The organism is Pseudomonas sp. JE3303 (assembly GCF_056312565.1).
In genome coordinates this window covers 180721-204613 of record NZ_JBWGIF010000001.1, presented here as the reverse complement: position 1 = coordinate 204613, position 23893 = coordinate 180721, and the positions used below count along the sequence as shown (strand labels likewise).

The window sequence follows — 23893 nt, the reverse complement described above, 5'->3', positions numbered from 1 at the left end:
GTTTACATGCACGCTCTACAAGCCAAGATCCTCGACCCGCGCATCGGCGGCGACTTCCCGCTGCCGCAGTACGCCACCCCCGGCTCTGCCGGCCTCGACCTGCGCGCCATGCTCCAGCAGGACACCGTGCTCGAGCCAGGCCAGACCCTGCTCATCCCCACCGGGCTGTCGATCTACATCGGCGATCCCGGCCTTGCCGCGCTGATCCTGCCGCGCTCGGGGCTCGGCCATAAGCACGGCATCGTGCTGGGTAACCTGGTTGGCCTGATCGACTCGGACTACCAGGGCGAACTGATGGTCTCCTGCTGGAACCGCGGCCAGACCCCGTTCACCATCGCCGTCGGCGAGCGTATCGCGCAGCTGGTGCTGGTACCCGTGGTACAGGCGCATTTCGACATCGTCGAGGCCTTCGACGAAAGCCAGCGTGGTGCTGGCGGCTTCGGTCACTCCGGCAGCCACTGAGCCGATTGCACGACCGTTGGGGCCATGGATGGCGAACTCTCTGGCCAAATCGCCGTCCAAGCGTTCAGTTTTTGTTCCGCCCAGACAGCCTTTGACTATTGGAGCACCCGAGATGAACGACATGGCCCACCTGGCATCCGCGCTGCCTGACAGCATCTTCCGCGCCTATGACATCCGCGGCGTGGTCGGCAAGACCCTGACCGGCGAGACGGCCTACTGGATCGGCCGTGCCATTGGCGCGCAAAGCCTGGCCCAGGGCGAGCCCCAGGTCTCGGTCGGCCGTGATGGCCGCCTCTCGGGCCCCATGCTGGTCGAACAGCTGATCAAGGGCCTGGTCGAAGCCGGTTGCCAGGTCAGCGATGTCGGCCTGGTGCCGACGCCTGCCCTGTACTACGCCGCCAACGTGCTGGCGGGCAAGTCCGGGGTGATGCTGACCGGCAGTCACAATCCGTCTGACTACAACGGCTTCAAGATCGTCATCGCAGGCGACACGCTCGCCAACGAGCAGATCCAGGCCCTGCTTACCCGTCTGCGCACCAACGACCTGTCCCGCGGCGAAGGCCGTGTCGAAAAGGTCGAGATTCTCGAGCGCTACTTCCAGCAGATCACCGCCGACATCAAGCTGGCCAAGCCGCTGAAGGTCGTGGTCGACTGCGGCAACGGCGCCGCCGGGGTCATCGCCCCCCAGCTGATCGAAGCCTTGGGCTGCGAGGTCATCCCGCTGTTCTGCGACGTCGATGGCAACTTCCCTAATCACCATCCCGACCCGGGCAAGCCTGAAAACCTCGTCGACCTGATCGCCAAGGTCAAGGAGACCGGTGCCGATATCGGCCTGGCCTTCGACGGCGACGGCGACCGCGTGGGCGTAGTGACCAACACCGGCAACATCGTCTATCCCGACCGTCTGCTGATGCTGTTCGCCCAGGACGTACTCGAGCGCAACCCCGGCGCCGAGATCATCTTCGACGTCAAATGCACCCGCCGCCTGACTCCGTTGATCGAGCAGTACGGTGGCCGCGCCCTGATGTGGAAGACTGGTCACTCGCTGATCAAGAAGAAAATGAAAGAGACCGGCTCGCTGCTGGCCGGTGAAATGAGCGGGCACATCTTCATCAAGGAGCGCTGGTACGGTTTCGACGACGGTATCTACAGCGCCGTGCGCCTGCTGGAGATCCTCAGCAAGGCCAACCAGGACGCCGAAACCCTGTTCGCCGCTTTCCCGAACGATATTTCCACACCCGAAATCAACATTGATGTGACCGACGAGGGTAAATTCAGCATCATTGATGCGCTGCAACGCGACGCCGCCTGGGGTGATGCCAGCCTGACCACCATCGATGGTGTGCGGGTTGACTACGCCAACGGCTGGGGCCTGGTCCGCGCGTCCAACACCACGCCGGTGCTGGTGCTGCGCTTCGAGGCCGACAGCGACGCCGAGCTGCAACGTATCAAGGATGTTTTCCGCGAACAGTTGCTCAAGGTTGCCCCTGAGCTGCAACTGCCGTTCTGACCGATTAACTGTTGCTCACTGGAGCCCTGCATGACCCTCGATCGCGATGCCGCTTCCCATGTCGCCCAGGTACTGTCCGAAGCGCTGCCATACATTCGCCGCTTTGTCGGCAAGACCCTGGTGATCAAGTACGGCGGCAACGCGATGGAGAGCGAAGAGCTCAAGACCGGCTTTGCCCGTGACATCGTGCTGATGAAGGCCGTGGGTATCAACCCGGTGGTCGTGCATGGCGGCGGCCCGCAGATCGGTGATCTGCTCAAGCGCCTGTCGATCGAAAGCCACTTCATCGATGGCATGCGTGTCACCGACGCGCAGACCATGGACGTGGTCGAGATGGTGCTGGGGGGCCAGGTCAACAAGGACATCGTCAACCTGATCAACCGCCACGGCGGCAGCGCCATCGGCCTGACCGGCAAGGACGCGGAGCTGATCCGCGCCAAGAAACTCACCGTCTCGCGTCAGACCCCGGACATGACCACGCCTGAGATCATCGACATCGGCCATGTGGGCGAAGTCGTGGGGGTGAACACCGAGCTGCTGAACATGCTGGTGCGTGGCGACTTCATCCCGGTGATCGCGCCTATCGGCGTGGGCGCCAACGGTGAGTCGTACAACATCAACGCCGACCTGGTAGCGGGCAAGGTGGCCGAGGCGCTGCAAGCAGAGAAGCTGATGCTGCTGACCAACATTGCCGGCCTGATGGACAAGCAGGGCCAGGTGCTGACCGGCCTGACCACCGAGCAGGTCGACGAGCTGATCGCGGACGGCACCATCTACGGCGGCATGCTGCCGAAGATCAAGTGCGCGCTCGAGGCGGTGCAGGGTGGGGTCAACAGCTCGCACATCATCGATGGCCGCGTGCCGAATGCTGTTCTGCTGGAGATTTTCACCGACAGCGGTGTGGGTACCTTGATCAGCAATCGGAAGCGGCACTGATCGAGGCCCGCCCGGACACGGCAAAAAAAAGGCGACCTCCAGGTCGCCTTTTTTATTTTCGGAATCTCAGATCCCGTACTCCTCGCGATACGCCTGCACTGCCGGCAGATGCTGCTTGAGCTGCGGATCGTCCGCCAGGAATTCCAGCACCTGGGTCAGCGAAACAATGCTGACTACCGGAATCCCGAAGTCACGCTCCACTTCCTGGATCGCCGACAGCTCGCCATTGCCACGCTCCTCGCGGTTCAACGCGATCAATACGCCGGCGGCCTTGGCCTGCTGGGCGCCAATGATCTGCATCACCTCACGGATCGCGGTACCCGCAGTGATCACGTCGTCGATGATCAGTACGTTGCCTTCCAACGGTGCGCCGACCAGGCTGCCGCCTTCGCCGTGGGCCTTGGCTTCCTTGCGGTTGAAACACCATGGCAGGTCAAGGTCATGGTGCTCGGCCAAGGCAACGGCGGTGGTTGCCGCCAGGGGAATACCCTTGTAGGCCGGGCCGAACAGGACATCGAAGGGAATCTTGCTGTCGACGATGGCCGCGGCATAGAAACGTCCTAGCTGGGCCAGTGCCGAACCGCTGTTGAACAGGCCGGCATTGAAGAAGTATGGGCTGGTGCGCCCCGACTTGAGGGTGAACTCACCGAAGCGCAGAACACCGCGATCGATGGCAAAACGAATGAAGTCGCGCTGATACGGCTGCATGAGAAGTCCCGGATAACCACGGATTTAGCTAAATGAGTTGAGCTCGGGTATCATACACGCACGTGATTTTTGGGGCCATTTATGCGGATCATCAGTGTGAACGTAAATGGCATTCAGGCTGCGGCCGAGCGTGGATTGCTCAGCTGGCTACAAGCCCAGAATGCCGACGTCATCTGTCTTCAGGATACCCGCGCCTCGGCCTTTGAACTCGACGACCCAGCTTTTCAGCTAGATGGCTATTTCCTTTATGCCTGCGATGCGGAAGTGCCTGCCCAAGGGGGCGTGGCTCTTTATTCGCGGTTGCAGCCCAAGGCAGTCATCACAGGCCTGGGCTTCGAGACAGCCGACCGTTACGGGCGTTACCTGCAGGCCGATTTCGACAAGGTAAGCATCGCAACCTTGCTGCTGCCATCGGGAATGAACGGCGACGACGACTTGAACCAGAAATTCAAGTTGATGGACGACTTCGCCAAGTACCTCGACAAGCAGCGACGCAAGCGTCGCGAATATATCTACTGCGGCTCGCTCTATGTGGCGCAGCAGAAACTCGACATCAAGAACTGGCGCGACAGCCAGCAGTCGCCAGGCTTCTTGCCGCCGGAGCGTGCCTGGATGGACGCGATCATTGGCGAAATGGGCTATGTCGATGCCCTGCGTGAAGTCAGCCGTGAAGGCGATCAGTACAGTTGGTGGCCGGACAACGAACAGGCTGAAATGCTCAACCTGGGCTATCGCTTCGACTACCAGGTGCTCACACCAGGCCTGCGGCGCTTCGTGCGTAGCGCCCGGTTGCCGCGTCAGCCGCGATTCTCCCAGCACGCGCCACTGATCGTGGACTACGACTGGACGCTGACCATCTGACGATGGGCAACGGGCACAAAAAAGCCGACTTCGCGTCGGCTTTTTCATGTCTGGCGTGACCTTGTCGATCAGTCGGCCAGCGACGCTTTCTGCATGTCGAACAGGTCGGTCATGCCTTTCTGCGCCAGCGCCAGCATGGCGTTGAGCTCTTCAGGCTGGAACGGGGCGCCCTCGGCGGTGCCCTGGACTTCGATGAAGCCGCCAGCACTGGTCATGACCACGTTGAGGTCAGTCTCCGCAGCCGAGTCCTCCAGGTAGTCGAGGTCGAGTACCGCCTCACCCTGGTACATGCCTACCGAAACGGCAGCGATCATGTGCTTGAGCGGATCGCCGCCCTTGAGGCCGCCACGCTTCTTGACCACGCGCAGAGCGTCGACCAGGGCGACCATGGCGCCAGTGATCGAGGCGGTGCGGGTACCGCCGTCGGCCTGGATCACGTCGCAGTCGACGTACAGTGTGATTTCGCCCAGCTTGCTCATGTCGAGAGCGGCGCGCAGCGAACGGCCGATCAGGCGCTGGATCTCGAGGGTGCGGCCGCCCTGCTTGCCACGGCTGGCTTCGCGCTGGTTACGCTCGCCAGTGGAGCGCGGCAGCATGCCGTACTCGGCCGTCAGCCAGCCCTGGCCCTTGCCCTTGAGGAAGCGTGGAACACCATTTTCGACGCTGACCGTGCAGACGACCTTGGTGTCGCCGAACTCGACCAGTACCGACCCCTCGGCGTGCTTGGTGTAGTTGCGGGTGATGCGGATCGAGCGGAGCTGATCGGCGGCGCGACCACTTGGACGTTTCATTTGGGATACCTGTACTGGGACTTGAATCTGCCCGCCAGTATAAAGCCCCAGGTGCCGTGAGGACATGCCTATTGTCGCAGGGTCTTGCCTGAAGGCGCTTTTGCGTAGCCTTTCGGCAGGTTTGTGGCGCCCCATGATTGGGCGCTGGCGCCGCACTGCGCTACAATCCTGCGCCTTGCAGCCCGAAGGGCTCACCCTGTTCATCGACTTCGCGAGGTAATCCCCATGGTGCACAGCATGACCGCTTTTGCTCGTGTCGAGCGCGCTGGCAGCCAAGGCACCCTGGTCTGGGAGCTCCGTTCGGTCAACCATCGCTACCTCGAACCCCACCTGCGCCTGCCCGAGGCTCTGCGCGAGCTGGAGGGCGCGGTTCGCGAAGGCCTGCGCCAGGGCGTGTCGCGCGGCAAGGTGGAATGCACGCTGCGCCTGAACGAAGACAGCACCGGCAAGCCGCTGCAGGTCGACCGTGAGCGCGCCGCGCAGTTGGTCGCCGCCGCCGAGACCGTGGCCAGCCTGATCAAGCAGCCCGCCGCGCTCAACCCGCTGGAAGTGCTGGCCTGGCCCGGCGTGCTGGTGGCCGACGCCAGCGACCCGCAGGCACTCAATGCCGAGGCGGTCGCGCTGTTCGAGGAAGCCCTCGAAGAGCTCAAGGCGGGCCGCAGCCGTGAAGGCGCGGAGCTTGCCCGGCTGATCAACGAGCGTCTCGACAACATGGCCACCGAGGTCACCACCCTGCGCGCCCTGGTGCCCCAGATGCTGGCGGCCCAGCGGCAGAAGATCATCGACCGTTTCGGCGACCTGAAGGCCGAGCTGGACCCGCAGCGCCTGGAGCAGGAAATGGTCCTGCTTGCGCAGAAGAGTGACGTTGCCGAAGAGCTCGACCGCCTCAGCACCCACGTCACCGAAGTACGCCGGGTACTCAAGTCCGGCGGTGCTGCCGGACGGCGCCTGGACTTCCTGATGCAGGAACTCAACCGCGAAGCGAATACCCTCGGCTCCAAGGCCTTTGACCCACGCAGCACGCAGGCGGCGGTCAACCTCAAGGTGCTGATCGAACAAATGCGTGAACAAGTACAGAACATCGAGTAAGGCCACCCCCTCATGAATCACAGCAGCGGTACTCTCTACATCGTCTCCGCGCCCTCGGGCGCCGGCAAGACCAGCCTGGTCAAGGCCCTCACCGACGCCGACCGGAACATCCGCGTCTCGGTTTCCCATACCACCCGCGCCATGCGCCCGGGCGAGGCGCACGGGGTGAATTATCACTTCGTCGAGCACGTGGAGTTCAAGTCGCTGATCGCGATGGGCGACTTCCTGGAACACGCCGAGGTGTTCGGCAACTTCTATGGCACCTCCCGCAGCGCGCTGCAGCAGACCCTTGACCAGGGCATCGACCTGATCCTGGAAATCGACTGGCAAGGCGCCCAGCAAGTGCGCAAGCTGATGCCCCAGGCCCGCTCGATCTTCATTCTGCCGCCCAGCCAGCAGGCCCTGCGCCAGCGCCTGAACAACCGCGGCCAGGACAGCGACGAGATCATCGAAGGTCGCATGAAGGAAGCGGTCAGCGAGATGGCGCATTTTGATGAGTACGACTACCTCATCATCAATGACGAGTTCGCCGATGCGCTCGAGGACCTGAAAGCGGTGTTCCGGGCCAATCGCCTGGAGCAGAAGGTTCAGCAGCAGCGGCATCGCGCGCTGCTGGGTGAGCTGTTGGCCTGATTCCGAGGCGCTCGGACGCTATACCTGCTCTGTCCGGTCGGCCCCATCGCGGGCAAACCCGCTCCTACAGGTACCCGTAGGAGCGGGCTTGCCCGCGATGGGGCGCCGCGGTATGGGATACCTACGCCCTTACCGGCACCGTCGCTTGCTGATGCAGCGTCGCTCCCAGGAAGTACGCCGGCGCCCGCCAGCGGGACAGCACCATCAGCACGATACCCAGCAGCGAGATGATCAGCGCGATCACGAACACCAACCCCAGACCGCCTACATGCGAACCGCTGCCGAAGTCCGGTGACGCGCTGTCGATGGCCGTCTGCAGGAAGATCACCGACAGGATCGCGCCTCCCACCAGCGGGCACACGCCGCGCATCAGAAAGTGGCGGACACTGTCGAACAAGCTGCGGCGGAAGTACCAGACGCAGGCAAAGGCCGTCAGCGAGTAGTAGAAACAGATCATCATGCCCAGCGCCGTGATGGTGTCGGCCAGCACGTTTTCGCTGAGGGTACGCATGGTCACGTAGAACACTGCGGCCGCGACACCGGCACAGATCGTTGCGTAGCGCGGGGTCTGCGAACGCGGGCAGACCCTGGCGAAACGCTGCGGAACGGCGCCGTAATAACCCATGGCCAGCAACGTGCGCGCAGGCGAGACGAAGGTCGACTGCAGCGAGGCTGCGGTACTTGCCAGCACAGCGATGGACATCAGGATCGCCAGCGGCCCCATGACCGGCCCCGCCAGGTGCGCAAAGACGTTTTCCTGGATACGCGGATTCCCGAGCCCCAACCCCATGTCACCAATGCCCGCGAACTGCAGCGTGGCGATGTCGGTGACCAGATACAGTCCAAGGATCAGCAACACGGTCATGGTGGCAGCCTTGCCTGGCACCTCTTCGCTGCCCACCGATTCTTCGCTGACGGTCAGGCATACGTCCCAGCCCCAGAAAATGAAGATCGACAGTGAAAGGCCTGCGGTAAAGGCCGAGAACGACTCGACGCCAAAGGGGTTGAACCAGTCGAGATCGAACTGCAGCGGCGGCGGCGCGCTGGTTTCACCGAACGCTGCCATGGCAAAGCCGATCAGCACCACCAGCTGCAGTGCGACCAGGCCGTACTGCACCGTCATCGTCGTGCCCATGCCGCGACAACAGATCCACACTGCCAGGGCGATGAACACGCAGCAGGTACTGATATTGACCAGCAGGTTGTCGCTTAGCGCAGCCACCTCGTGGCTGCCGGTGATCTGCCCGAGAAACAGATAGAAGAAGTCGACCGCGACGCCCGCGAGGTTCGACAGCACGATCGTGGTGGCGGTTACCAGCCCCCACCCCCCGATCCAGCCGATCATTGGCCCGAAGGCCCTTGCCGACCAGGTGAAAGAAGTACCGCTGTCAGGCTCGGCCGCATTGAGTTCGCGGTAGCCCAGGGCGACCAGCAGCATCGGCAGGAAGCCGACGATGAACACCGCCGGCAAGTGGGCGCCGACCTCCCGCACGGTGGGGCCGAGGGCGCCGGTCAGGGTGTAGACCGGTGCAATCGTGGAAATGCCCAGCACCACGCTGGCCAGCAGGCCAAGGCGGCCCTTGGCCAGGCCTTTGCCGGAGGCTTGGCCAGTAATGCCCTCCTGCCCACCCGCATCGGGAGGTCGGGCGGCTTCAGTGTATTCGCTCATGAGTATTTGCCATCGATATTGGTATTGTTTTCAAAGGCCTCCCAGGGAAGGCGCTTTCACTCATTGAAAGCTTGCTGCAAGGGGTGAGGAGGTGAGGCCTGCGATTCGCGCGCAATGATGGCTGATGCTGTTGTTATTGGCGATTCCCATCGTGGGGAATGCTTGCCCAGGTGCGGACACCTGCACAAACCTGTGACATCCGTATGAATTGATTACCGGATGCCGTTTCACTATAAAATGGCCCTAACGCAACAGACATTGGCATTTAGGCAAGCAGAGCGTGCGCCCATGCAATACCAGATCACCCATGCCGACCTCTCTCTCGTCCTCGCCCTAGAGCGCGGCCGCTCCCTGGCCAAGGCCGCCGAGTTGCTGAAGGTCGATGTTTCGACGGTTTTCCGCTCGATCAGACGGCTGGAGTCGGCCCTGGGCACGGCGCTGTTCGTCAAGAGCCGCAAGGGTTACCTGCCGACTGATACCGCGAAGGCGCTGGCAGAACAGGCAGAGCGCGCCGAGCAGGCCCTGGATGCCGCGCGCATCGCCCTCACCTGCGGCGAGCAGGTGGTCAGCGGCACCGTGCGCGTGACCTGCACCGAAGCCGTGCTGCACAGCTTGCTGCTGCCCGCGTTGGCGAGCTTCATGCCCAGCTACCCTGCCCTGTCGCTGGAAATGGGCACCTCCAACACCTTCGCCAACCTCAGCCGGCGCGATGCCGACATCGCCCTGCGCCTGACCAACACGCCGCCCGAGCATCTGGTAGGCCGCTGCCTGGGCTCGACCTCCTATGTGATCTGCGGCAGGCCGGAGTTTCGTCAGCGCCTGGCCGAGTCACCCGCCAGCGTGCCGTGGATCGGCCCGGACGACGCCATGCAGGACCACCCGACGGTGGTCTGGCGTAACCGGCAGTTCCCTGGCCTGATCCCGCGCTACCACTGCAGCGGCATGTCCACCATTGCCCAGCTCGTGACAACGGGCATGGGTGTGGCGGCGCTGGCCGACTACATGGTGCAGGGCCTGCCGGGCGTGGAGGCGCTGAGCGAGCCGCTGCCCGGCTGCGATACCCAGCTGTGGCTGCTGACGCGCCCAGACTGCCGCGCGCTGCGCTCGGTGCAGACGCTGTTCGAAGAGCTCACCCCGAGGCTGCGCGACGCGATGACTCGATAGCGCTCGGCAGTGGTTGTGCTGCGGCCCTGGAAGCCGGTATTGTCGGCCTCACGCTGTGCACGGCAGCACCAGGGCGACGGCGGAACTGAAATCAGCCCTTCCCTAATGGCTGGTGATTTTTTAAACTGTCGAGTCCGCCCGCCCATTCTGGGTACTGCGCATATTGTATTTGCTACGAGGAAGACCATGGCCCGCGTAACCGTTGAAGATTGCCTAGAACACGTGGATAACCGCTTTGAGCTGGTCATGCTGTCTACCAAGCGTGCCCGTCAGCTGGCTACCGGTGGTAAAGAGCCACGCGTGGCATGGGAAAACGACAAGCCTACCGTTGTTGCCCTGCGCGAAATCGCCGAAGGCATCGTGACACCAGAGTTCATTGCCGCTGAAGACATCGTCACCGAAGATCCGGTATTCGCCGCGTTCGAGGACGAGGCCAACGAGGCCGTCTAAGTCTATGCCTGGTCGACGTTGTGCGGCGCAGGTCCCCGTTCCTCGGCTGGAGGTGATCCTGTGCCGAGCATAGATGTCCTCGCCGATCGTCTGTCGGCCTACCTCGGCGCCGACCAGGTCAACCTGGTGCGCCGGGCGTATTTCTACGCTGAACAAGCCCACGACGGCCAACGCCGCCGCAGCGGCGAAGCCTATGTGACCCACCCATTGGCGGTGGCCAGCATCCTCGCCGACATGCACATGGACCATCAGAGCCTGATGGCCGCCATGCTGCACGATGTGATCGAAGACACCGGCATCGCCAAAGAGGCTCTCTGCTCGCAGTTTGGCGAAACCGTTGCCGAACTGGTCGACGGGGTCAGCAAGCTGACCCAGATGAACTTCGAGACCAAGGCCGAGGCCCAGGCCGAGAACTTCCAGAAGATGGCCATGGCCATGGCGCGCGACATCCGCGTGATCCTGGTCAAGCTGGCCGACCGCCTGCACAACATGCGCACCCTTGAAGTGCTGTCGGGCGAAAAGCGCCGTCGCATCGCCAAGGAAACCCTCGAGATCTACGCCCCCATCGCCAACCGCCTGGGCATGCACAGCGTGCGTGTCGAATTCGAGGACCTGGGTTTCAAGGCCATGCACCCGATGCGCTCCGCGCGCATCTACCAGGCGGTCAAGCGCGCCCGCGGCAACCGCAAGGAAATCGTCAACAAGATCGAGCAGTCCCTGGCCCATTGCCTGGCCGTGGACAGCATCGAGGGCGAGGTCAGCGGCCGGCAGAAGCACCTCTATGGCATCTACAAGAAGATGCGCGGCAAGCGCCGTGCCTTCAACGAAATCATGGACGTGTATGCGTTCCGCATCATCGTGGACAAGGTCGACACCTGCTATCGCGTGCTCGGCGCCGTGCACAACCTGTACAAGCCGCTGCCGGGCCGCTTCAAGGACTACATCGCGATTCCCAAGGCCAACGGCTACCAGTCACTGCATACCACGCTGTTCGGCATGCACGGTGTGCCCATCGAAATCCAGATCCGCACCCGCGAGATGGAAGAGATGGCCAACAACGGTATCGCCGCGCACTGGCTGTACAAGTCCAGCGACGACGAGCAGCCCAAGAGCAGTCATGCCCGTGCCCGCCAGTGGGTCAAGGGCGTGCTGGAAATGCAGCAGCGCGCGGGCAACTCCCTCGAATTCATCGAGAGCGTAAAGATCGACCTGTTCCCGGACGAGGTCTACGTGTTCACCCCCAAGGGACGCATCATGGAGCTGCCCAAAGGCTCCACCGCGGTCGACTTCGCTTACGCGGTGCACACCGACGTCGGCAACAGCTGCATCGCATGCCGCATCAACCGGCGCCTCGCGCCGTTGTCCGAAGCCCTGCAAAGCGGCTCGACAGTGGAGATCGTCAGCGCACCGGGCGCGCGTCCCAATCCCGCCTGGCTCAACTTCGTGGTCACCGGCAAGGCGCGCACGCATATCCGCCATGCGCTCAAGCAACAGCGCCGTTCAGAGTCGATAAACCTGGGCGAGCGCTTGCTCAACAAGGTGCTGACGGGCTTCGACAGCAACCTGGACAAGATCGCCCACGAGCGCATCCAGGCCATTCTGATCGAATACCGCCTGGAGCTGGTCGAGGACCTGCTCGAGGACATCGGCCTGGGCAACCGCATGGCTTATGTGGTTGCCCGCCGGCTGCTCTCCGTCGAAGGCGAGCAGCTGCAGAGTCCCGAGAGCCCGCTGGCCATCCGCGGTACCGAGGGCCTGGTGCTCAGCTACGCCAAGTGCTGCACGCCTATTCCGGGTGACCCGATCGTCGGTCATCTGTCGGCGGGCAAAGGCATGGTGGTGCATCTCGAAAACTGCCGCAATATCAGCGAAATCCGACACAATCCGGAAAAGTGCCTGCAGCTCTCATGGGCCAAGGACGTCACCGGAGAGTTCAATGTCGAGCTGCGCGTCGAGCTTGAACACCAGCGCGGCCTGATTGCCCTGCTGGCAAGCAGTGTCAATGCCGCCGACGGCAACATCGAAAAGATCAGCATGGACGAACGCGATGGTCGAATAAGCGTGGTCCAGTTGGTGGTCAGCGTACACGACCGCGTGCACCTGGCCCGCGTGATCAAGAAACTGCGTACATTGACCGGCGTGATCCGCATCACCCGGATGCGTACGTAGTCCGCCAACCGCAAGGAGTCAACATGACCAAGACCGTCATCACCAGCGACAAGGCACCTGCCGCCATCGGTACCTATTCCCAGGCGATCAAGGCCGGCAACACCGTCTACATGTCCGGCCAGATCCCGCTGGACCCGAAAACCATGGAGCTGGTCGAGGGCTTCGAGGCCCAGACCGTGCAGGTCTTCGAGAACCTCAAGGCAGTGGCCGAGGCCGCAGGCGGTTCGTTCAAGGATATCGTCAAGCTGAACATCTTCCTGACCGACCTTGGCCACTTCGCCAAGGTCAATGAGGTCATGGGCCGCTACTTCGAGCAGCCTTACCCGGCACGCGCCGCCATTGGCGTGGCAGCCCTGCCACGTGGTTCGCAAGTCGAAATGGACGCCATCCTGGTCCTCGAGTAAAGCCCTTGGGCAGCGGGCTTGGATGCCCGCTGCCGCCCTCCCCTTAAGGCCCCCTCATGCGCCAAGCACTTACCCTCTCGCTGGCAGCCCTGCTCCTGGGCGGCTGCGCCAGCCACAAGCCCGAAGACTACAATGGCACCTGGATCAACCAGGGCGCCATCGATGCTGCCGCCAAGGGCGTAGGCCTGCGCCAGGCCCTGGCCAGCAACGGTCCCAATTTCGAATGGAAGGTGGACACGGCCAACCAGCGCGCCATCTTCAGCAATGGCTTCGAGGTTGTCGAAGGCCAGTTGAGCGCCACTGATAAACAATGGCAGGTAGCGTTCGGAGGCGAGCACAGCGAACAGCTTGCGCTTGACGGTGACGAACTGGTCCAGGCGGCCGGGCAGAGCACGCCCAAGCAGCAATTCGAGAAAGCCTCGGTGTTGGCGCCTGCAGGTGCACCGGTGGGCAGCAGTTTCGAGAAGGCGCTTTACGGCGCCTACCTGGGCGGTGACTGGGAGATCGTAGAGGGGCCGGGCAAGGGTGGCATGGTACGTTTCGCCGACAACGGCAGCGTGGATGGACTTCCAGACCTGACCCGTTATGCCCTGTGCCTGGCGGGCGATTGCGCCAGCATCAGCGGCCCGCACGACAGTCTGTGGCTGGAGCGTAACCAACAAGGCAATCCGTGGATTTTCACCCGTGATGGAGACACCCTGGAGATCTTCCAGGCGCTAAACGCCGCGCAACCCGACGAAATGCCGCAGCTGAAGCCCGGTGCGCGGCAGTGGTTGCTGGAACGGGACTGATCCGTCACTGTCGCTTGCACACAAAGCCACTTCAAAGACACTTGAGGATCGCTGCGTAACCCTCCTTGTAGGTCGGATACTGCGGCGCCCATCCCAGCGCACGAGCCCTTGCGTTGCTGCAGCGCTTGCTGCCCGTGCGCCGCACCCGTTGCTGGTCTGACCATTCGGTAACGCCCAGGTACTCGCGCAACCAGCCTACAACCTCGGCCAGCGGTGCCGGCGCGTCATCCACGCCTATATAGCCGTCGTCCAGCACCACGCCCCGAGCATCGGCCTGCAGCAGATAGGCCAGCAGCCCCGCCGCATCTTGCGCGTGAATACGATTGCCATACAGGGGAGGATCCTCAGCGACTCTGTAGCCCTGCCGCACCTGACCGAGCAGCCACTCCCTGCCTGGCCCGTAGATGCCCGTCAGACGGACCCAGCTGGCGGGGAAACCGCTGTGCAAAGCGAGCTGTTCCGCTTCCAGCATGAGTCGGCCCGAATATCCCACAGGCTCGGTGGCAGAGGTCTCATCGACCCACTCCCCGCCCTGCTGGGCAAACACGCTGCTGCTGGAGACGAAAAGCAAGCGCCGCGGCCGTTGACCCTTCTCCTCCAGCCAGCGCAGCACATTGCGCAGCCCGTCGACATAAGCGGCCTGATAGCCCGCCTCATCATGCTGGCTGGCGGCAACGCAATACACGACATAGTCAGGTGCCTTCACCGGCCACGCTTCGGGGCAGGAAGCATTGGCGAGGTCGGCGCGAATCGGCTGGACGCCCTCCGGCAGCTCACCGACGGACCGGCGCATGCCGCTGACATGCCAGTTTTCCGCCAACAAGAGTTGGCCTAGCCGACCGCCAACATCGCCACATCCCACAATTAGTGCAGAAATCTCTGACATTAAAAACTCCCGATCCTTCCATCCGGACTGACCTGATCAGACGATGTACGGCCTGTCATTGGTAAAAAAAGTAACTTTATTACTTCTGCTAACAAGAATTAATTGCAATAATGGCGCCCTCATTTTGTTCTCGGCCTGCCTCGAGGCCTTGAAGGACATCCACTCTTTCTCTTCATCAGGTCCGGCCAGCATGACACGTACTCAACCCTCCGCTTCGCCAACCACATCGCGCGCCTGGCGCGCCATCGCCGCGCTGATGTTCAGCCTGGTGCTGGCCCCCGCTGCGATGGCCGAAGAGCCAGTCGCGCCGGCAGCCAATGCACCGACCGAAGCCGCAGCGCCAGCTGCCGCCACTGCTGCTGCACCTGTGACGGCCGCTGCTCCCGCCGCCCCCGTGGACGGCGCAGCACCTGCAGCAGGCGAGAACGTTGAAGCCCTGGTCGAAGATACCACCCTGGGCATGGCTCATGACCTCTCGCCATGGGGCATGTATAAAAACGCTGACATCGTCGTCAAGATCGTGATGATCGGCCTGGCTATTGCCTCGATCATCACCTGGACCATCTGGATCGCGAAGGGCTTCGAACTGATGGGTGCCAAGCGCCGTCTGCGTGGCGAGATCGCCGTGCTGAAGAAGTCCGCCAGTCTCAAGCAAGCCAGCGAAGTCTCCAACAAGGAAGGCACCCTGGCGCACTTGCTGGTCCATGACGCCCTGGAAGAGATGCGTCTGTCGGTCAATGCCCGCGAGAAGGAAGGCATCAAGGAACGTGTGAGCTTCCGCCTGGAACGCCTCGTCGCCGCGAGCGGCCGCAACATGAGCAGCGGCACCGGGGTGCTGGCTACCATCGGCTCCACCGCGCCATTCGTCGGCCTCTTCGGTACCGTATGGGGCATCATGAACAGCTTCATCGGCATCGCCAAGACCCAGACCACCAACCTGGCCGTGGTCGCCCCCGGTATCGCCGAAGCCCTGCTGGCGACCGCCCTGGGCCTGGTAGCCGCGATCCCTGCCGTGGTCATCTACAACGTCTTCGCCCGCTCCATCGCCGGCTACAAGGCACAGGTGTCCGACGCTTCGGCGCAGGTGCTGCTGCTGGTCAGCCGCGACCTGGACCATCAGTCCAGCGAGCGCTCCGCTCCGCACATGGTGAAAGTGGGGTAAGCCATGGGCCTGCATCTGAACGAAGGTGGCGACGACCTCGCCGAAAACCACGAGATCAACGTTACGCCCTTCATCGATGTGATGCTGGTGCTGTTGATCATCTTCATGGTCGCCGCCCCGCTGGCCACGGTCGACATCAAGGTCGACCTGCCCGCCTCGACGGCCAAGCCCGCGCAAAGGCCGGAAAAACCGGTGTTCGTCAGCGTCAAGGCCGACCAGAAACTGTATGTCGGCGATGACCAGGTTCCGCAAGCCAGCCAGCTTGGCGCGATGCTCGATGCCAAGACCAAGGGCGACAAGGAAACCACCATCTTCTTCCAGGCCGACAAGGGCGTGGACTACGGTGACCTGATGGAAGTGATGAACACCATGCGTGCGGCCGGCTACCTCAAGGTCGGTCTGGTCGGACTCGAGACGGCAGCCAAGAAATGACAAAGTCGCGGCATATTCTGGCGCGTTATAGCGGTAGCCTGGCGATTGTGCTGGGTCTTCATGCCGTCGCTGTGCTGCTCGCGCTCAACTGGTCGGTGCCCCAGGCTGTCGAACTGCCTCCGGCAGCCATGATGGTCGAACTGGCACCGCTCCCGGAGCCCGCGCCGCCTCCGCCACCGAAGGTCGTCACGCCTCAACCACCCGCGCCGGTCGAAGAGCCGCCGCTGCCCAAGTTGGTGGAGGCCCCGAAGCCGAAGATCGCTGTCGCCAAGCCAGTAAAGCCCAAGGCCAAACCGCAGCCGCCCAAGCCCGAGAAAAAGCCTGAGCCGCCGCAGGAAAAGCCACCGGCCGAAGAAGTGGTCGATACGCCCCCAAGCACCGCGCCACCACAGAAATCCCAGGCACCGGCACCGAGCATTGCGTCCAACAGCAAGGCCCTGCCAACCTGGCAGAGCGATCTGCTGCGTCACCTGAGCAAGTACAAGCGTTACCCCGAAGACGCGCGTCGCCGCGGCCTGCAGGGTATCAACCGTCTGCGATTCGTGGTCGACGGCGAAGGCAAGATCCTGTCGTACTCACTCGCCGGTGGCTCAGGCAGTGCGGCGCTGGACCGGGCCACGCTTGAAATGATCCGCAAGGCCCAGCCGGTACCCAAACCGCCGCAGGAGCTGTTGAACAACGGCAGTATTGAAGTGGTAGCACCCTTCGTCTACTCGCTGGACAGACGCTGATACATTGCTTCTGTCACGTAACGGCAAGTCTGATAACGTGCGTCTATCGATTGCAGCCGCTATGCTGGGGCCGCAACTTCATGGACGCACGTTATGACCCTCACAGAACTACGCTACATCGTCACCCTCGCCCAGGAGCAGCACTTCGGCCATGCCGCCGAACGTTGCCACGTCAGCCAGCCGACCCTGTCGGTCGGGGTGAAGAAGCTTGAGGACGAGCTTGGCGTACTGATCTTCGAGCGCAGCAAGAGCGCGGTGCGCCTGACCCCGGTCGGCGAAGGCATCGTTGCCCAGGCGCAGAAGGTACTGGAGCAAGCTCAAGGTATCCGCGAGCTCGCCCAAGCTGGCAAGAACCAGCTGACGGCCCCCCTGAAAGTCGGTGCCATCTATACCGTCGGCCCCTACCTCTTCCCGCACCTTATCCCGCAGCTGCACCGGGTCGCCCCGCAGATGCCGCTGTACATCGAGGAAAACTTCACCCACGTGCTCCGCGACAAGCTGCGCAACGGTGAACTGGACGCGGTGATCATCGCGCTGCCGTTCAACGAAGCCGATGTCCTGACCTTGCCGCTCTACGACGAACCCTTCTACGTGCTGATGCCGAGCGAGCATCCATGGACCAGAAAGGAAAGCATCGATGCGGCGCTGCTCAACGACAAGAGCCTGCTCCTGCTCGGCGAGGGCCACTGCTTCCGCGACCAGGTGCTGGAAGCCTGCCCGACCCTGACCAAGGGCAGCGAGGGCGCGCGGCACACCACGGTCGAGTCGAGCTCGCTGGAAACCATCCGCCACATGGTGGCGTCCGGCCTGGGCGTGTCGATCCTGCCGCTGTCGGCGGTGCACAGCCACCACTATGCCCCAGGCGTGATCGAGGTGCGCCCGCTGACGTCGCCCGCGCCGTTCCGCACCGTCGCCATTGCCTGGCGCGCCAGCTTCCCGCGGCCCAAGGCCATCGAGATCCTTGCCGACTCGATCCGCCTGTGCTCGGTCGCCAAGCCACCGGCAGACCAGTAGGCCCGCCCCATGACCGAGTTGTCGAAGGTGGCCGTCACCGAGCTCAAGGGTGTTGGCGGGGCCATGGCCGAAAAGCTCGCCAAGGTAGGCCTGGAGAATCTCCAGGACCTGCTCTTCCATTTGCCCCTGCGTTACCAGGACCGCACCCGCGTGGTTCCCATTGGCGCGCTGCGCCCTGGGCAGGACGCAGTGATCGAAGGCGTGGTGAGTGGCGCTGACGTGGTGATGGGCAAGCGCCGTAGCCTGGTGGTACGGCTGGGTGACGGGACTGGCGTGCTCAGCCTGCGCTTCTACCATTTCAGCACTGCGCAAAAGGATGGCCTCAAGCGCGGTACCCACGTGCGCTGCTACGGCGAAGCCCGTCCAGGAGCGTCGGGGCTGGAGATCTATCACCCCGAATACCGAGCCCTCAATGGCGAGGAGCCGGCGCCGCCGGTCGAGCAGACACTGACCCCGATCTACCCGACCACCGAAGGACTGACCCAGCAACGGCTGCGTCTGTTGTGTCAGCAAAGCCTCGCGATGCTCGGCCCTCGCAGCCTGCCCGACTGGTTGCCGGCGGAGATGGCCAATGATTACCAGTTGGCGCCGCTGGATGACGCCATTCGCTACTTGCACAACCCGCCTGCCGACGCCGATGTCGACGAACTCGCCGAAGGCCAGCACTGGGCGCAGTACCGCCTGGCTTTCGAAGAGCTGCTGACCCACCAGCTGTCGCAGCAACGCCTGCGCGAGAGCCTGCGCAGCCTGCATGCGCCCGTGCTGCCCAAGGCCAGCCGCCTGCCCGCGCAGTACCTGGCCAATCTCGGCTTCAGCCCGACCGGTGCCCAGCAACGGGTCGGTAACGAGATCGCCTACGACCTCAGCCAGCCAGAGCCGATGATGCGGCTGGTGCAGGGGGACGTTGGCGCTGGCAAGACGGTGGTGGCCGCCCTGGCGGCCCTGCAGGCACTGGAAGCCGGCTACCAGGTGGCGCTGATGGCGCCGACCGAGATTCTCGCCGAACAGCATTACATCACCTTCAAGCGCTGGCTCGAGCCGCTGGGTCTTCAAGTCGCGTGGCTGGCCGGCAAGCTCAAGGGCAAGGCACGCGCGAGTGCTCTGGAGCAGATCGCCAGCGGCGTGCCCATGGTGGTAGGCACGCACGCGCTGTTCCAGGAAGAAGTCAGATTCAAGCGTCTGGCCTTGGCGATAATCGACGAGCAGCACCGTTTTGGCGTCCAGCAACGCCTGGCCCTGCGCCAGAAGGGCGTGGACGGCCGTCTCTGCCCCCACCAGCTGATCATGACTGCCACGCCCATCCCCCGGACCCTGGCGATGAGCGCCTATGCCGACCTGGACACTTCCGTCCTCGACGAGCTGCCGCCTGGACGGACCCCGGTAAATACCGTGCTGGTCGCCGACAGCCGCCGCTTCGAAGTGGTCGAGCGAGTTCGCGCTGCCTGTGCCGAGGGCCGACAGGCATACTGGGTGTGCACGCTGATCGAAGAATCCGAAGAGCTGACCTGCCAAGCGGCCGAGAGCACCTTCGAGGAGCTGGGCAGCGCCCTTGGCGAGCTGCGGGTGGGCCTTATCCATGGGCGTATGAAGCCGGCCGAGAAAGCCGCCATCATGGCCGAATTCAAGGCCGGCGAGCTGCAGTTGCTGGTAGCCACCACGGTGATCGAGGTCGGCGTGGACGTTCCCAACTCCAGCCTGATGATCATCGAGAACCCCGAGCGCCTGGGCCTGGCCCAACTGCACCAGTTGCGCGGACGTGTCGGCCGGGGCAGCGCGGTCAGCCACTGTGTGCTGCTCTACCATCCGCCTCTGTCGCAGATCGGCCGCGAGCGGCTAGGGATCATGCGCGAGACCAACGACGGTTTCGTCATTGCCGAGAAAGACCTTCAATTGCGTGGTCCCGGTGAAATGCTCGGAACACGCCAGACAGGCCTGCTACAGTTCAAGGTCGCTGACCTGATGCGCGACGCCGACTTGCTCCCCGCAGTGCGCGATGCCGCCCAGGCCCTGCTCGCCCGCTGGCCCGAGCATGTCAGCCCGCTGCTTGACCGCTGGCTTCGCCATGGCCAGCAATACGGCCAGGTGTGATGCCTGCCCCTGAACGGACCAGTTCCCCGGCGGAGCTGATACTACTTGCGAACGTTGAGAAATATGGATACAGACCATGACTGAAGTTGCCCTGGACGCCGCAACCCCACACGCTCCGTCAGTCATTCGGCTGTTGCTCGAAAAGCTCGGGGTCGCCTATCGCGAAATACCCGCGCATGCGCAACTGCCCGCCGCCGCGAAGGTGCAGGCGGTGTTGCTTGACGACGAGGTGGGGGCATTGATGGTGCTCTTTCCGCAAAGCCAGTTACTGGACCTCAAGCGCCTGGCCGAACTGACCGGCCGCACGCTGGTGGCAGTGCCGCTGGCACGCCTGAAACAGATGCTCGACAAGCACGGGCTCAAGAACCTGCCAGCTATTCCGGGGCTCACCAGTTCGCCCTGCCTGTACGAGGAATCCTTGCTCAAGGCCGACAAGCTGCTGATCCAGTCGGGCCAGGCAGATCTGCTGCTCGAGATCGAGCGTGATGCCTTCCGCAGGATGCTCAGCAAGGCCAGCGCCGGCATCTTTGGGGAGAAGGTCATGGACATTCGTCCCAACCTCGACCGCCCGCACGACGACCGCGCGGAAATCACCCAGGCCGTCCGCGCGTTTACCGCCCGGCGCATCCAGCAGCGCCTGGAGCAGACCATCGAGATCCCGCCGCTGGCCGACACTGCGCAAAAAATCATCAAGCTGCGTGTCGACCCCAACGCCAGCATCGATGACATCACCAGCGTGGTCGAAACCGATCCGGCGCTGGCGGCCCAGGTGGTCAGCTGGGCCGCATCGCCTTACTACGCCTCACCGGGCAAGATACGCTCGGTCGAAGACGCGATCGTGCGCGTGCTGGGTTTCGATCTGGTAATCAACCTGGCCCTGGGCCTGGCGCTGGGCAAGACCCTCGCGTTGCCCAAGGACCATCCGCAGCAGGCCACTCCCTACTGGCACCAGTCGATCTACACCGCCGCAGTCATCGAGGGGCTGACCCGCGCCATTCCCCGTGCCGAACGCCCCGAAGCAGGGCTCACCTACCTTGCCGGCCTGCTGCACAATTTTGGCTACCTGCTGCTCGCGCACGTATTTCCGCCGCATTTTTCGTTGATCTGCCGTCACCTGGAGGTCAACCCGCATCTGGGCCACAGCTACGTTGAGCAGCACTTGCTGGGTATCAGCCGCGAGCAGATCGGCGCCTGGCTCATGGGACTCTGGGACATGCCCCAGGAGCTCACCACTGCGCTGCGCTTCCAGCACGATCCGTCCTATGACGGCGAACATGCTGTGTTCCCGAACCTGGTCTGCCTGGCAGTAAGCCTGCTTCGCTCACGCGGTATTGGCTCGGGGCCGGACATGCCAATCCCCGACGAGCTGTTCGAGCGCCTGAACCTGACTCGCGAAAAGGCCGAGAGCGTCGTCACCAAGGTGCTCGAGGCCGAGACGTTGCTGCGTGAACTGGCTTCCCAGTTCAATACGCACTGACGGCTGTCAGGCTTTCTTTCTTGGCTTGAGATACTTCATCAGGCCCTGGAACCAGATCACCAGTGCGGAGTTGCCCTTGATCTGGATATGCTTTTCCTGAATGCCCTGCATGAAGGCCAGCTGCTTGTTGCTGGCCTGCAGGGTGGCGAAGCCGTACGCGGCATCCTTGAAGGCGATGGCAAAGGCTGGCTGCGGATGCAGGCCGCTCTTGCTGGTGACACGCAGGTCACGCACGAAAAAATGCCGGGCGACCTTGCCGTCGAGCGTCTGCATCTGGAACACGAGGTCCTTGTCCTTCAGCTGCTGCTGGAATGCCGGGTTGTTGCGGCTGGCCCTGGCCATTAGCAGGCCCATGGCCCAGAGGAGAAAGCGAAACTTCATGCACGCGCCTCGATACAAAAGTGACTAAAGCGGGCAGTTTATCCTTTTATCGAACGAGAGCTCACGCCGAAAAATACAACGGGCACTCCAGGTGCCCGTTCGTTTTTTCCGTTACGCAAACGCGAGCGATTACTTGGCGGTTTTTTTCTTGCCTGCGGGTTTCGCGGTGCCGACGCTGTCCTTCAGGAACTTGCCGGGTTTGAACGCAACGGTGTTCGAGGCGCGGATCTGTACCGGTTCGCCGGTTTGCGGGTTCTTGCCGGTACGGGCACCACGGTGACGGCCGACGAATGTGCCGAAGCCGACCAGAGTTACGCTGTCCTTGTTGCCGAGCGCGCCGGTGATTTCATCCAGGATGGCGTTGAGTACGGCATTGGCCTTTTCCTTGGTGAGATCGGCTTTTTCAGCGATGGCTGCGGCGAGTTCTGGTTTACGCATGAGTGAAGCCTCTTGGACGGAATTTTTGTTGTTATTGCCGTGCTGCCCAGCGGAGCAGCGCTCAGGCACCGCAGGCTCTAAACTGCGGCAGACCGGAGTGAGAATGGCATGCCGCCAAGGGCCGCGCCAGTCTCTGGCCGGCCAATGTCGCTGCCAGAACAGAGGAAATCCGACAGAACGCCTGTGGATCAGGCCATCAAGGGTGGCAGCTGCCGGTTCAGCGCCAGCTTTTCCATGACCGCCGTGCCCGTCAGCGCGTAGCCCAGCAACTGGCCATTGGCGTCGTGGCACAGGACCTTGAGGTCCGCACCTTCGCCTTCGATGTGCCAGGTGCCGTCATGTCCTTGCAGAGGCGGCGACACCACCAATGGGCACGCCGGGGTCTTGACGGTTATCGGCATGGGCCCATAGGCCACGCTGCTCGGCTTGCCGACGAGGGTCTGCGCCAGGGCCCGCGCGCAGCCCATCAGCGGCATGACATACAGCAGGTTCAGGCCGTCGACCTCGGCGCAGTCGCCGAGGGCATAGATGTTGGCGTGCGAGGTACGCAGCTGCCGGTCGACGACCACGCCGCGATTGACCAGCAGCCCGGCGGCAGCCGCCAGCTCGGTACGCGGCCGCAGGCCGACGGCAGAGACCACCAGGTCGCAGTTGATCACGCTGCCATCGGACAGGTGGGCTTCCAGGCCCTCAGGCTCGCGCTGGAGGCGTGTCACCACCGGCCCGAGATGCAGGCGCACCCCCAGATCTTCCAGTGCGCGCTGCACGGCCCCTGCGGCCGCAGGGTGGAGCAAGGTCGGCATGACCTGCTCACAGGGTGCGACCATCTCGACCTGATAACCGCCCAGGCACATGTCGTTGGCGAACTCGCAGCCGATCAGGCCGGCGCCCAGGATCAGCACGCGCTGCTTGCCGGCGGCGGCAGTGCGAAAGCGTGCGTAGTCCTCTAGGTCGTTGATCGGGAACACCGCATCGGCAGCATTGCCCTCCAGCGGCACCTGCACGGTCTGCGCGCCCCAGGCGAGCACCAGATCGCGGTACGGCACTGCTTCCTCACCAATCCACAAGCGCTTGTGGCCAGGATCGATGCCGCTGATGCGGGTATGGGTGCGGATTTCGGCCTTGAGCTGCTCGGCCATCGCACCTGGCTCGGCCATGCACAAGCCGTCGGCGTCCTTGTGCTTGGAAAAGCCGGTGGAGAGCATGGGCTTGGAGTAGGAGCGACCGTCGTCGGCCGTAATCAACAGCAGCGGTGTCTCGCCATCGAGCTTGCGAAACTCCCGGGCCAGGTTGTAGCCCGCAAGGCCGGTACCAATGATTACCACGGGGGACGTCATGTCGCGCTTCCTCTGTACGTTTGGGAATCAGCCGATGGCGATCATTTCGAAATCGCTCTTGCCGACACCGCAGTCCGGGCACAGCCAGTCCTCGGGTACATCCTCCCAGCGAGTACCGGGCGCGATACCGTCGTCCGGCCAGCCATCGGCTTCGTCATAGATCAGGCCACAGACAATGCACTGCCACTTCTTCATCACATATTTCCTCGAACGACTCAGGCTTGGGCGTGGCCGCTCTACCGGGGGGCCATCACCTGGGCTTTGTACTGACCCTGCCCCCAGTATGCAAGCAGTCGAGGCAACATGCTAA

At 63.1% G+C, this 23893-nt stretch carries 24 protein-coding genes and 1 pseudogene; 17 read left to right on the top strand and 8 right to left on the bottom strand.

Translation table 11 applies throughout. The annotated features are described in order from the left end of the window. The first annotated feature begins 6 nt into the window (after positions 1–6). The 3 genes and pseudogenes from dut (at position 7) to argB (ending at position 2908) form a co-directional block, all read left to right on the top strand. Complete coding sequence (gene dut / locus AC0ZZU_RS01015) at positions 7–462, top strand: dUTP diphosphatase (RefSeq protein ID WP_158461019.1); 456 nt, start codon at positions 7–9, stop codon at positions 460–462. 133 nt (positions 463–595) lie between these two features. Further along, positions 596–1972: pseudogene (locus tag AC0ZZU_RS01010) on the top strand (phosphomannomutase/phosphoglucomutase); the annotation flags it as partial. 30 nt (positions 1973–2002) lie between these two features. Next, the gene (gene argB, locus AC0ZZU_RS01005) at positions 2003–2908 is read left to right on the top strand and encodes an acetylglutamate kinase (RefSeq protein WP_476338361.1); all 906 of its coding nucleotides are present in this window, start codon (positions 2003–2005) and stop codon (positions 2906–2908) included. A gap of 66 nt (positions 2909–2974) precedes the next feature. On the opposite strand, the gene pyrE is transcribed toward argB, so the two are convergent. Beyond that, positions 2975–3616 (bottom strand): orotate phosphoribosyltransferase, encoded by a 642-nt coding sequence (gene pyrE / locus AC0ZZU_RS01000; protein ID WP_476338360.1) that lies wholly within the window; start codon positions 3614–3616, stop codon positions 2975–2977. Positions 3617–3697: 81 nt separating this feature from the next. On the opposite strand from pyrE, the gene AC0ZZU_RS00995 reads away from it, so the two are divergent. Then, on the top strand, positions 3698–4477 hold the full coding sequence (locus AC0ZZU_RS00995) for an exodeoxyribonuclease III (protein ID WP_476338359.1): 780 nt from the start codon (positions 3698–3700) through the stop codon (positions 4475–4477). Positions 4478–4545: 68 nt separating this feature from the next. Here AC0ZZU_RS00995 and rph read toward each other — a convergent pair whose 3' ends face one another. Beyond that, positions 4546–5268: a ribonuclease PH gene (gene rph, locus AC0ZZU_RS00990; protein WP_476338358.1), complete on the bottom strand. Its 723-nt coding sequence runs from the start codon at positions 5266–5268 to the stop codon at positions 4546–4548. A gap of 225 nt (positions 5269–5493) precedes the next feature. Between rph and AC0ZZU_RS00985 the strand changes: the two genes are divergently transcribed. Both AC0ZZU_RS00985 and gmk read left to right on the top strand, forming a co-directional pair. Beyond that, positions 5494–6357 carry a YicC/YloC family endoribonuclease gene (locus tag AC0ZZU_RS00985; RefSeq protein ID WP_476338357.1) on the top strand — a complete coding sequence of 288 codons (864 nt, stop codon included), beginning with the start codon at positions 5494–5496 and terminating at the stop codon, positions 6355–6357. Positions 6358–6369: 12 nt separating this feature from the next. Beyond that, positions 6370–6990: a guanylate kinase gene (gmk, locus tag AC0ZZU_RS00980; protein WP_476338355.1), complete on the top strand. Its 621-nt coding sequence runs from the start codon at positions 6370–6372 to the stop codon at positions 6988–6990. Between the two features lie 121 nt (positions 6991–7111). Here the strand turns inward: gmk and AC0ZZU_RS00975 are convergent, their stop codons facing one another. Next, entirely contained in the window at positions 7112–8659 is a 1548-nt protein-coding gene (locus AC0ZZU_RS00975; RefSeq protein WP_476338353.1) for an APC family permease, read from the bottom strand. Between the two features lie 288 nt (positions 8660–8947). Here AC0ZZU_RS00975 and AC0ZZU_RS00970 point away from each other — a divergent pair, with 288 nt between their 5' ends. From AC0ZZU_RS00970 to AC0ZZU_RS00950, 5 genes are all read left to right on the top strand, one after another. Next, a complete protein-coding gene (locus AC0ZZU_RS00970) occupies positions 8948–9823 on the top strand; it encodes a LysR family transcriptional regulator (protein WP_476338352.1) in 876 nt (291 codons plus the stop codon). 186 nt (positions 9824–10009) lie between these two features. Beyond that, a complete protein-coding gene (rpoZ, locus tag AC0ZZU_RS00965; protein ID WP_324123080.1) occupies positions 10010–10273 on the top strand; it encodes a DNA-directed RNA polymerase subunit omega in 264 nt (87 codons plus the stop codon). A 60-nt stretch (positions 10274–10333) separates the two neighbouring features. After that, on the top strand, positions 10334–12442 hold the full coding sequence (gene spoT / locus AC0ZZU_RS00960; protein ID WP_476338351.1) for a bifunctional GTP diphosphokinase/guanosine-3',5'-bis pyrophosphate 3'-pyrophosphohydrolase: 2109 nt from the start codon (positions 10334–10336) through the stop codon (positions 12440–12442). 23 nt (positions 12443–12465) lie between these two features. After that, positions 12466–12846 carry a RidA family protein gene (locus tag AC0ZZU_RS00955; RefSeq protein ID WP_158461007.1) on the top strand — a complete coding sequence of 127 codons (381 nt, stop codon included), beginning with the start codon at positions 12466–12468 and terminating at the stop codon, positions 12844–12846. 56 nt (positions 12847–12902) lie between these two features. Further along, a complete protein-coding gene (locus AC0ZZU_RS00950; protein WP_476338350.1) occupies positions 12903–13637 on the top strand; it encodes a hypothetical protein in 735 nt (244 codons plus the stop codon). Positions 13638–13668: 31 nt separating this feature from the next. Here the strand turns inward: AC0ZZU_RS00950 and AC0ZZU_RS00945 are convergent, their stop codons facing one another. After that, a complete protein-coding gene (locus AC0ZZU_RS00945) occupies positions 13669–14523 on the bottom strand; it encodes an NAD-dependent epimerase/dehydratase family protein (RefSeq protein WP_476338349.1) in 855 nt (284 codons plus the stop codon). Positions 14524–14713: 190 nt separating this feature from the next. On the opposite strand from AC0ZZU_RS00945, the gene exbB reads away from it, so the two are divergent. The 6 genes from exbB to AC0ZZU_RS00915 all read left to right on the top strand — a co-directional run bounded on the left by exbB (position 14714) and on the right by AC0ZZU_RS00915 (position 21427). Beyond that, positions 14714–15685, top strand: a complete 972-nt coding sequence (gene exbB, locus AC0ZZU_RS00940) for a tonB-system energizer ExbB (RefSeq protein ID WP_476338348.1) — start codon at positions 14714–14716, stop codon at positions 15683–15685. A gap of 3 nt (positions 15686–15688) precedes the next feature. Continuing rightward, positions 15689–16117 carry a TonB system transport protein ExbD gene (gene exbD, locus AC0ZZU_RS00935; RefSeq protein WP_476338347.1) on the top strand — a complete coding sequence of 143 codons (429 nt, stop codon included), beginning with the start codon at positions 15689–15691 and terminating at the stop codon, positions 16115–16117. Then, positions 16114–16848: an energy transducer TonB gene (locus tag AC0ZZU_RS00930; protein ID WP_158461002.1), complete on the top strand. Its 735-nt coding sequence runs from the start codon at positions 16114–16116 to the stop codon at positions 16846–16848. The genes exbD and AC0ZZU_RS00930 overlap by 4 nt, the downstream gene beginning before the upstream one ends. A 93-nt stretch (positions 16849–16941) precedes the next feature. After that, positions 16942–17862, top strand: coding sequence for a LysR substrate-binding domain-containing protein (locus AC0ZZU_RS00925; protein WP_476338346.1), 921 nt, complete (start codon positions 16942–16944; stop codon positions 17860–17862). Positions 17863–17871: 9 nt separating this feature from the next. After that, the gene (gene recG / locus AC0ZZU_RS00920) at positions 17872–19950 is read left to right on the top strand and encodes an ATP-dependent DNA helicase RecG (RefSeq protein WP_476338345.1); all 2079 of its coding nucleotides are present in this window, start codon (positions 17872–17874) and stop codon (positions 19948–19950) included. A gap of 76 nt (positions 19951–20026) precedes the next feature. Continuing rightward, positions 20027–21427 (top strand): HDOD domain-containing protein, encoded by a 1401-nt coding sequence (locus tag AC0ZZU_RS00915; RefSeq protein WP_476338344.1) that lies wholly within the window; start codon positions 20027–20029, stop codon positions 21425–21427. Positions 21428–21433: 6 nt separating this feature from the next. Here AC0ZZU_RS00915 and AC0ZZU_RS00910 read toward each other — a convergent pair whose 3' ends face one another. From AC0ZZU_RS00910 to AC0ZZU_RS00895, 4 genes are all read right to left on the bottom strand, one after another. Further along, entirely contained in the window at positions 21434–21808 is a 375-nt protein-coding gene (locus tag AC0ZZU_RS00910) for a helicase (protein WP_476338343.1), read from the bottom strand. A 129-nt stretch (positions 21809–21937) separates the two neighbouring features. Next, positions 21938–22246 carry an HU family DNA-binding protein gene (locus AC0ZZU_RS00905; protein WP_158460997.1) on the bottom strand — a complete coding sequence of 103 codons (309 nt, stop codon included), beginning with the start codon at positions 22244–22246 and terminating at the stop codon, positions 21938–21940. Positions 22247–22434: 188 nt separating this feature from the next. After that, the gene (locus AC0ZZU_RS00900; protein ID WP_476338342.1) at positions 22435–23583 is read right to left on the bottom strand and encodes an NAD(P)/FAD-dependent oxidoreductase; all 1149 of its coding nucleotides are present in this window, start codon (positions 23581–23583) and stop codon (positions 22435–22437) included. Between the two features lie 27 nt (positions 23584–23610). Then, positions 23611–23778 (bottom strand): rubredoxin, encoded by a 168-nt coding sequence (locus AC0ZZU_RS00895; protein WP_023532601.1) that lies wholly within the window; start codon positions 23776–23778, stop codon positions 23611–23613. Between the last annotated feature and the right edge of the window lie 115 nt (positions 23779–23893).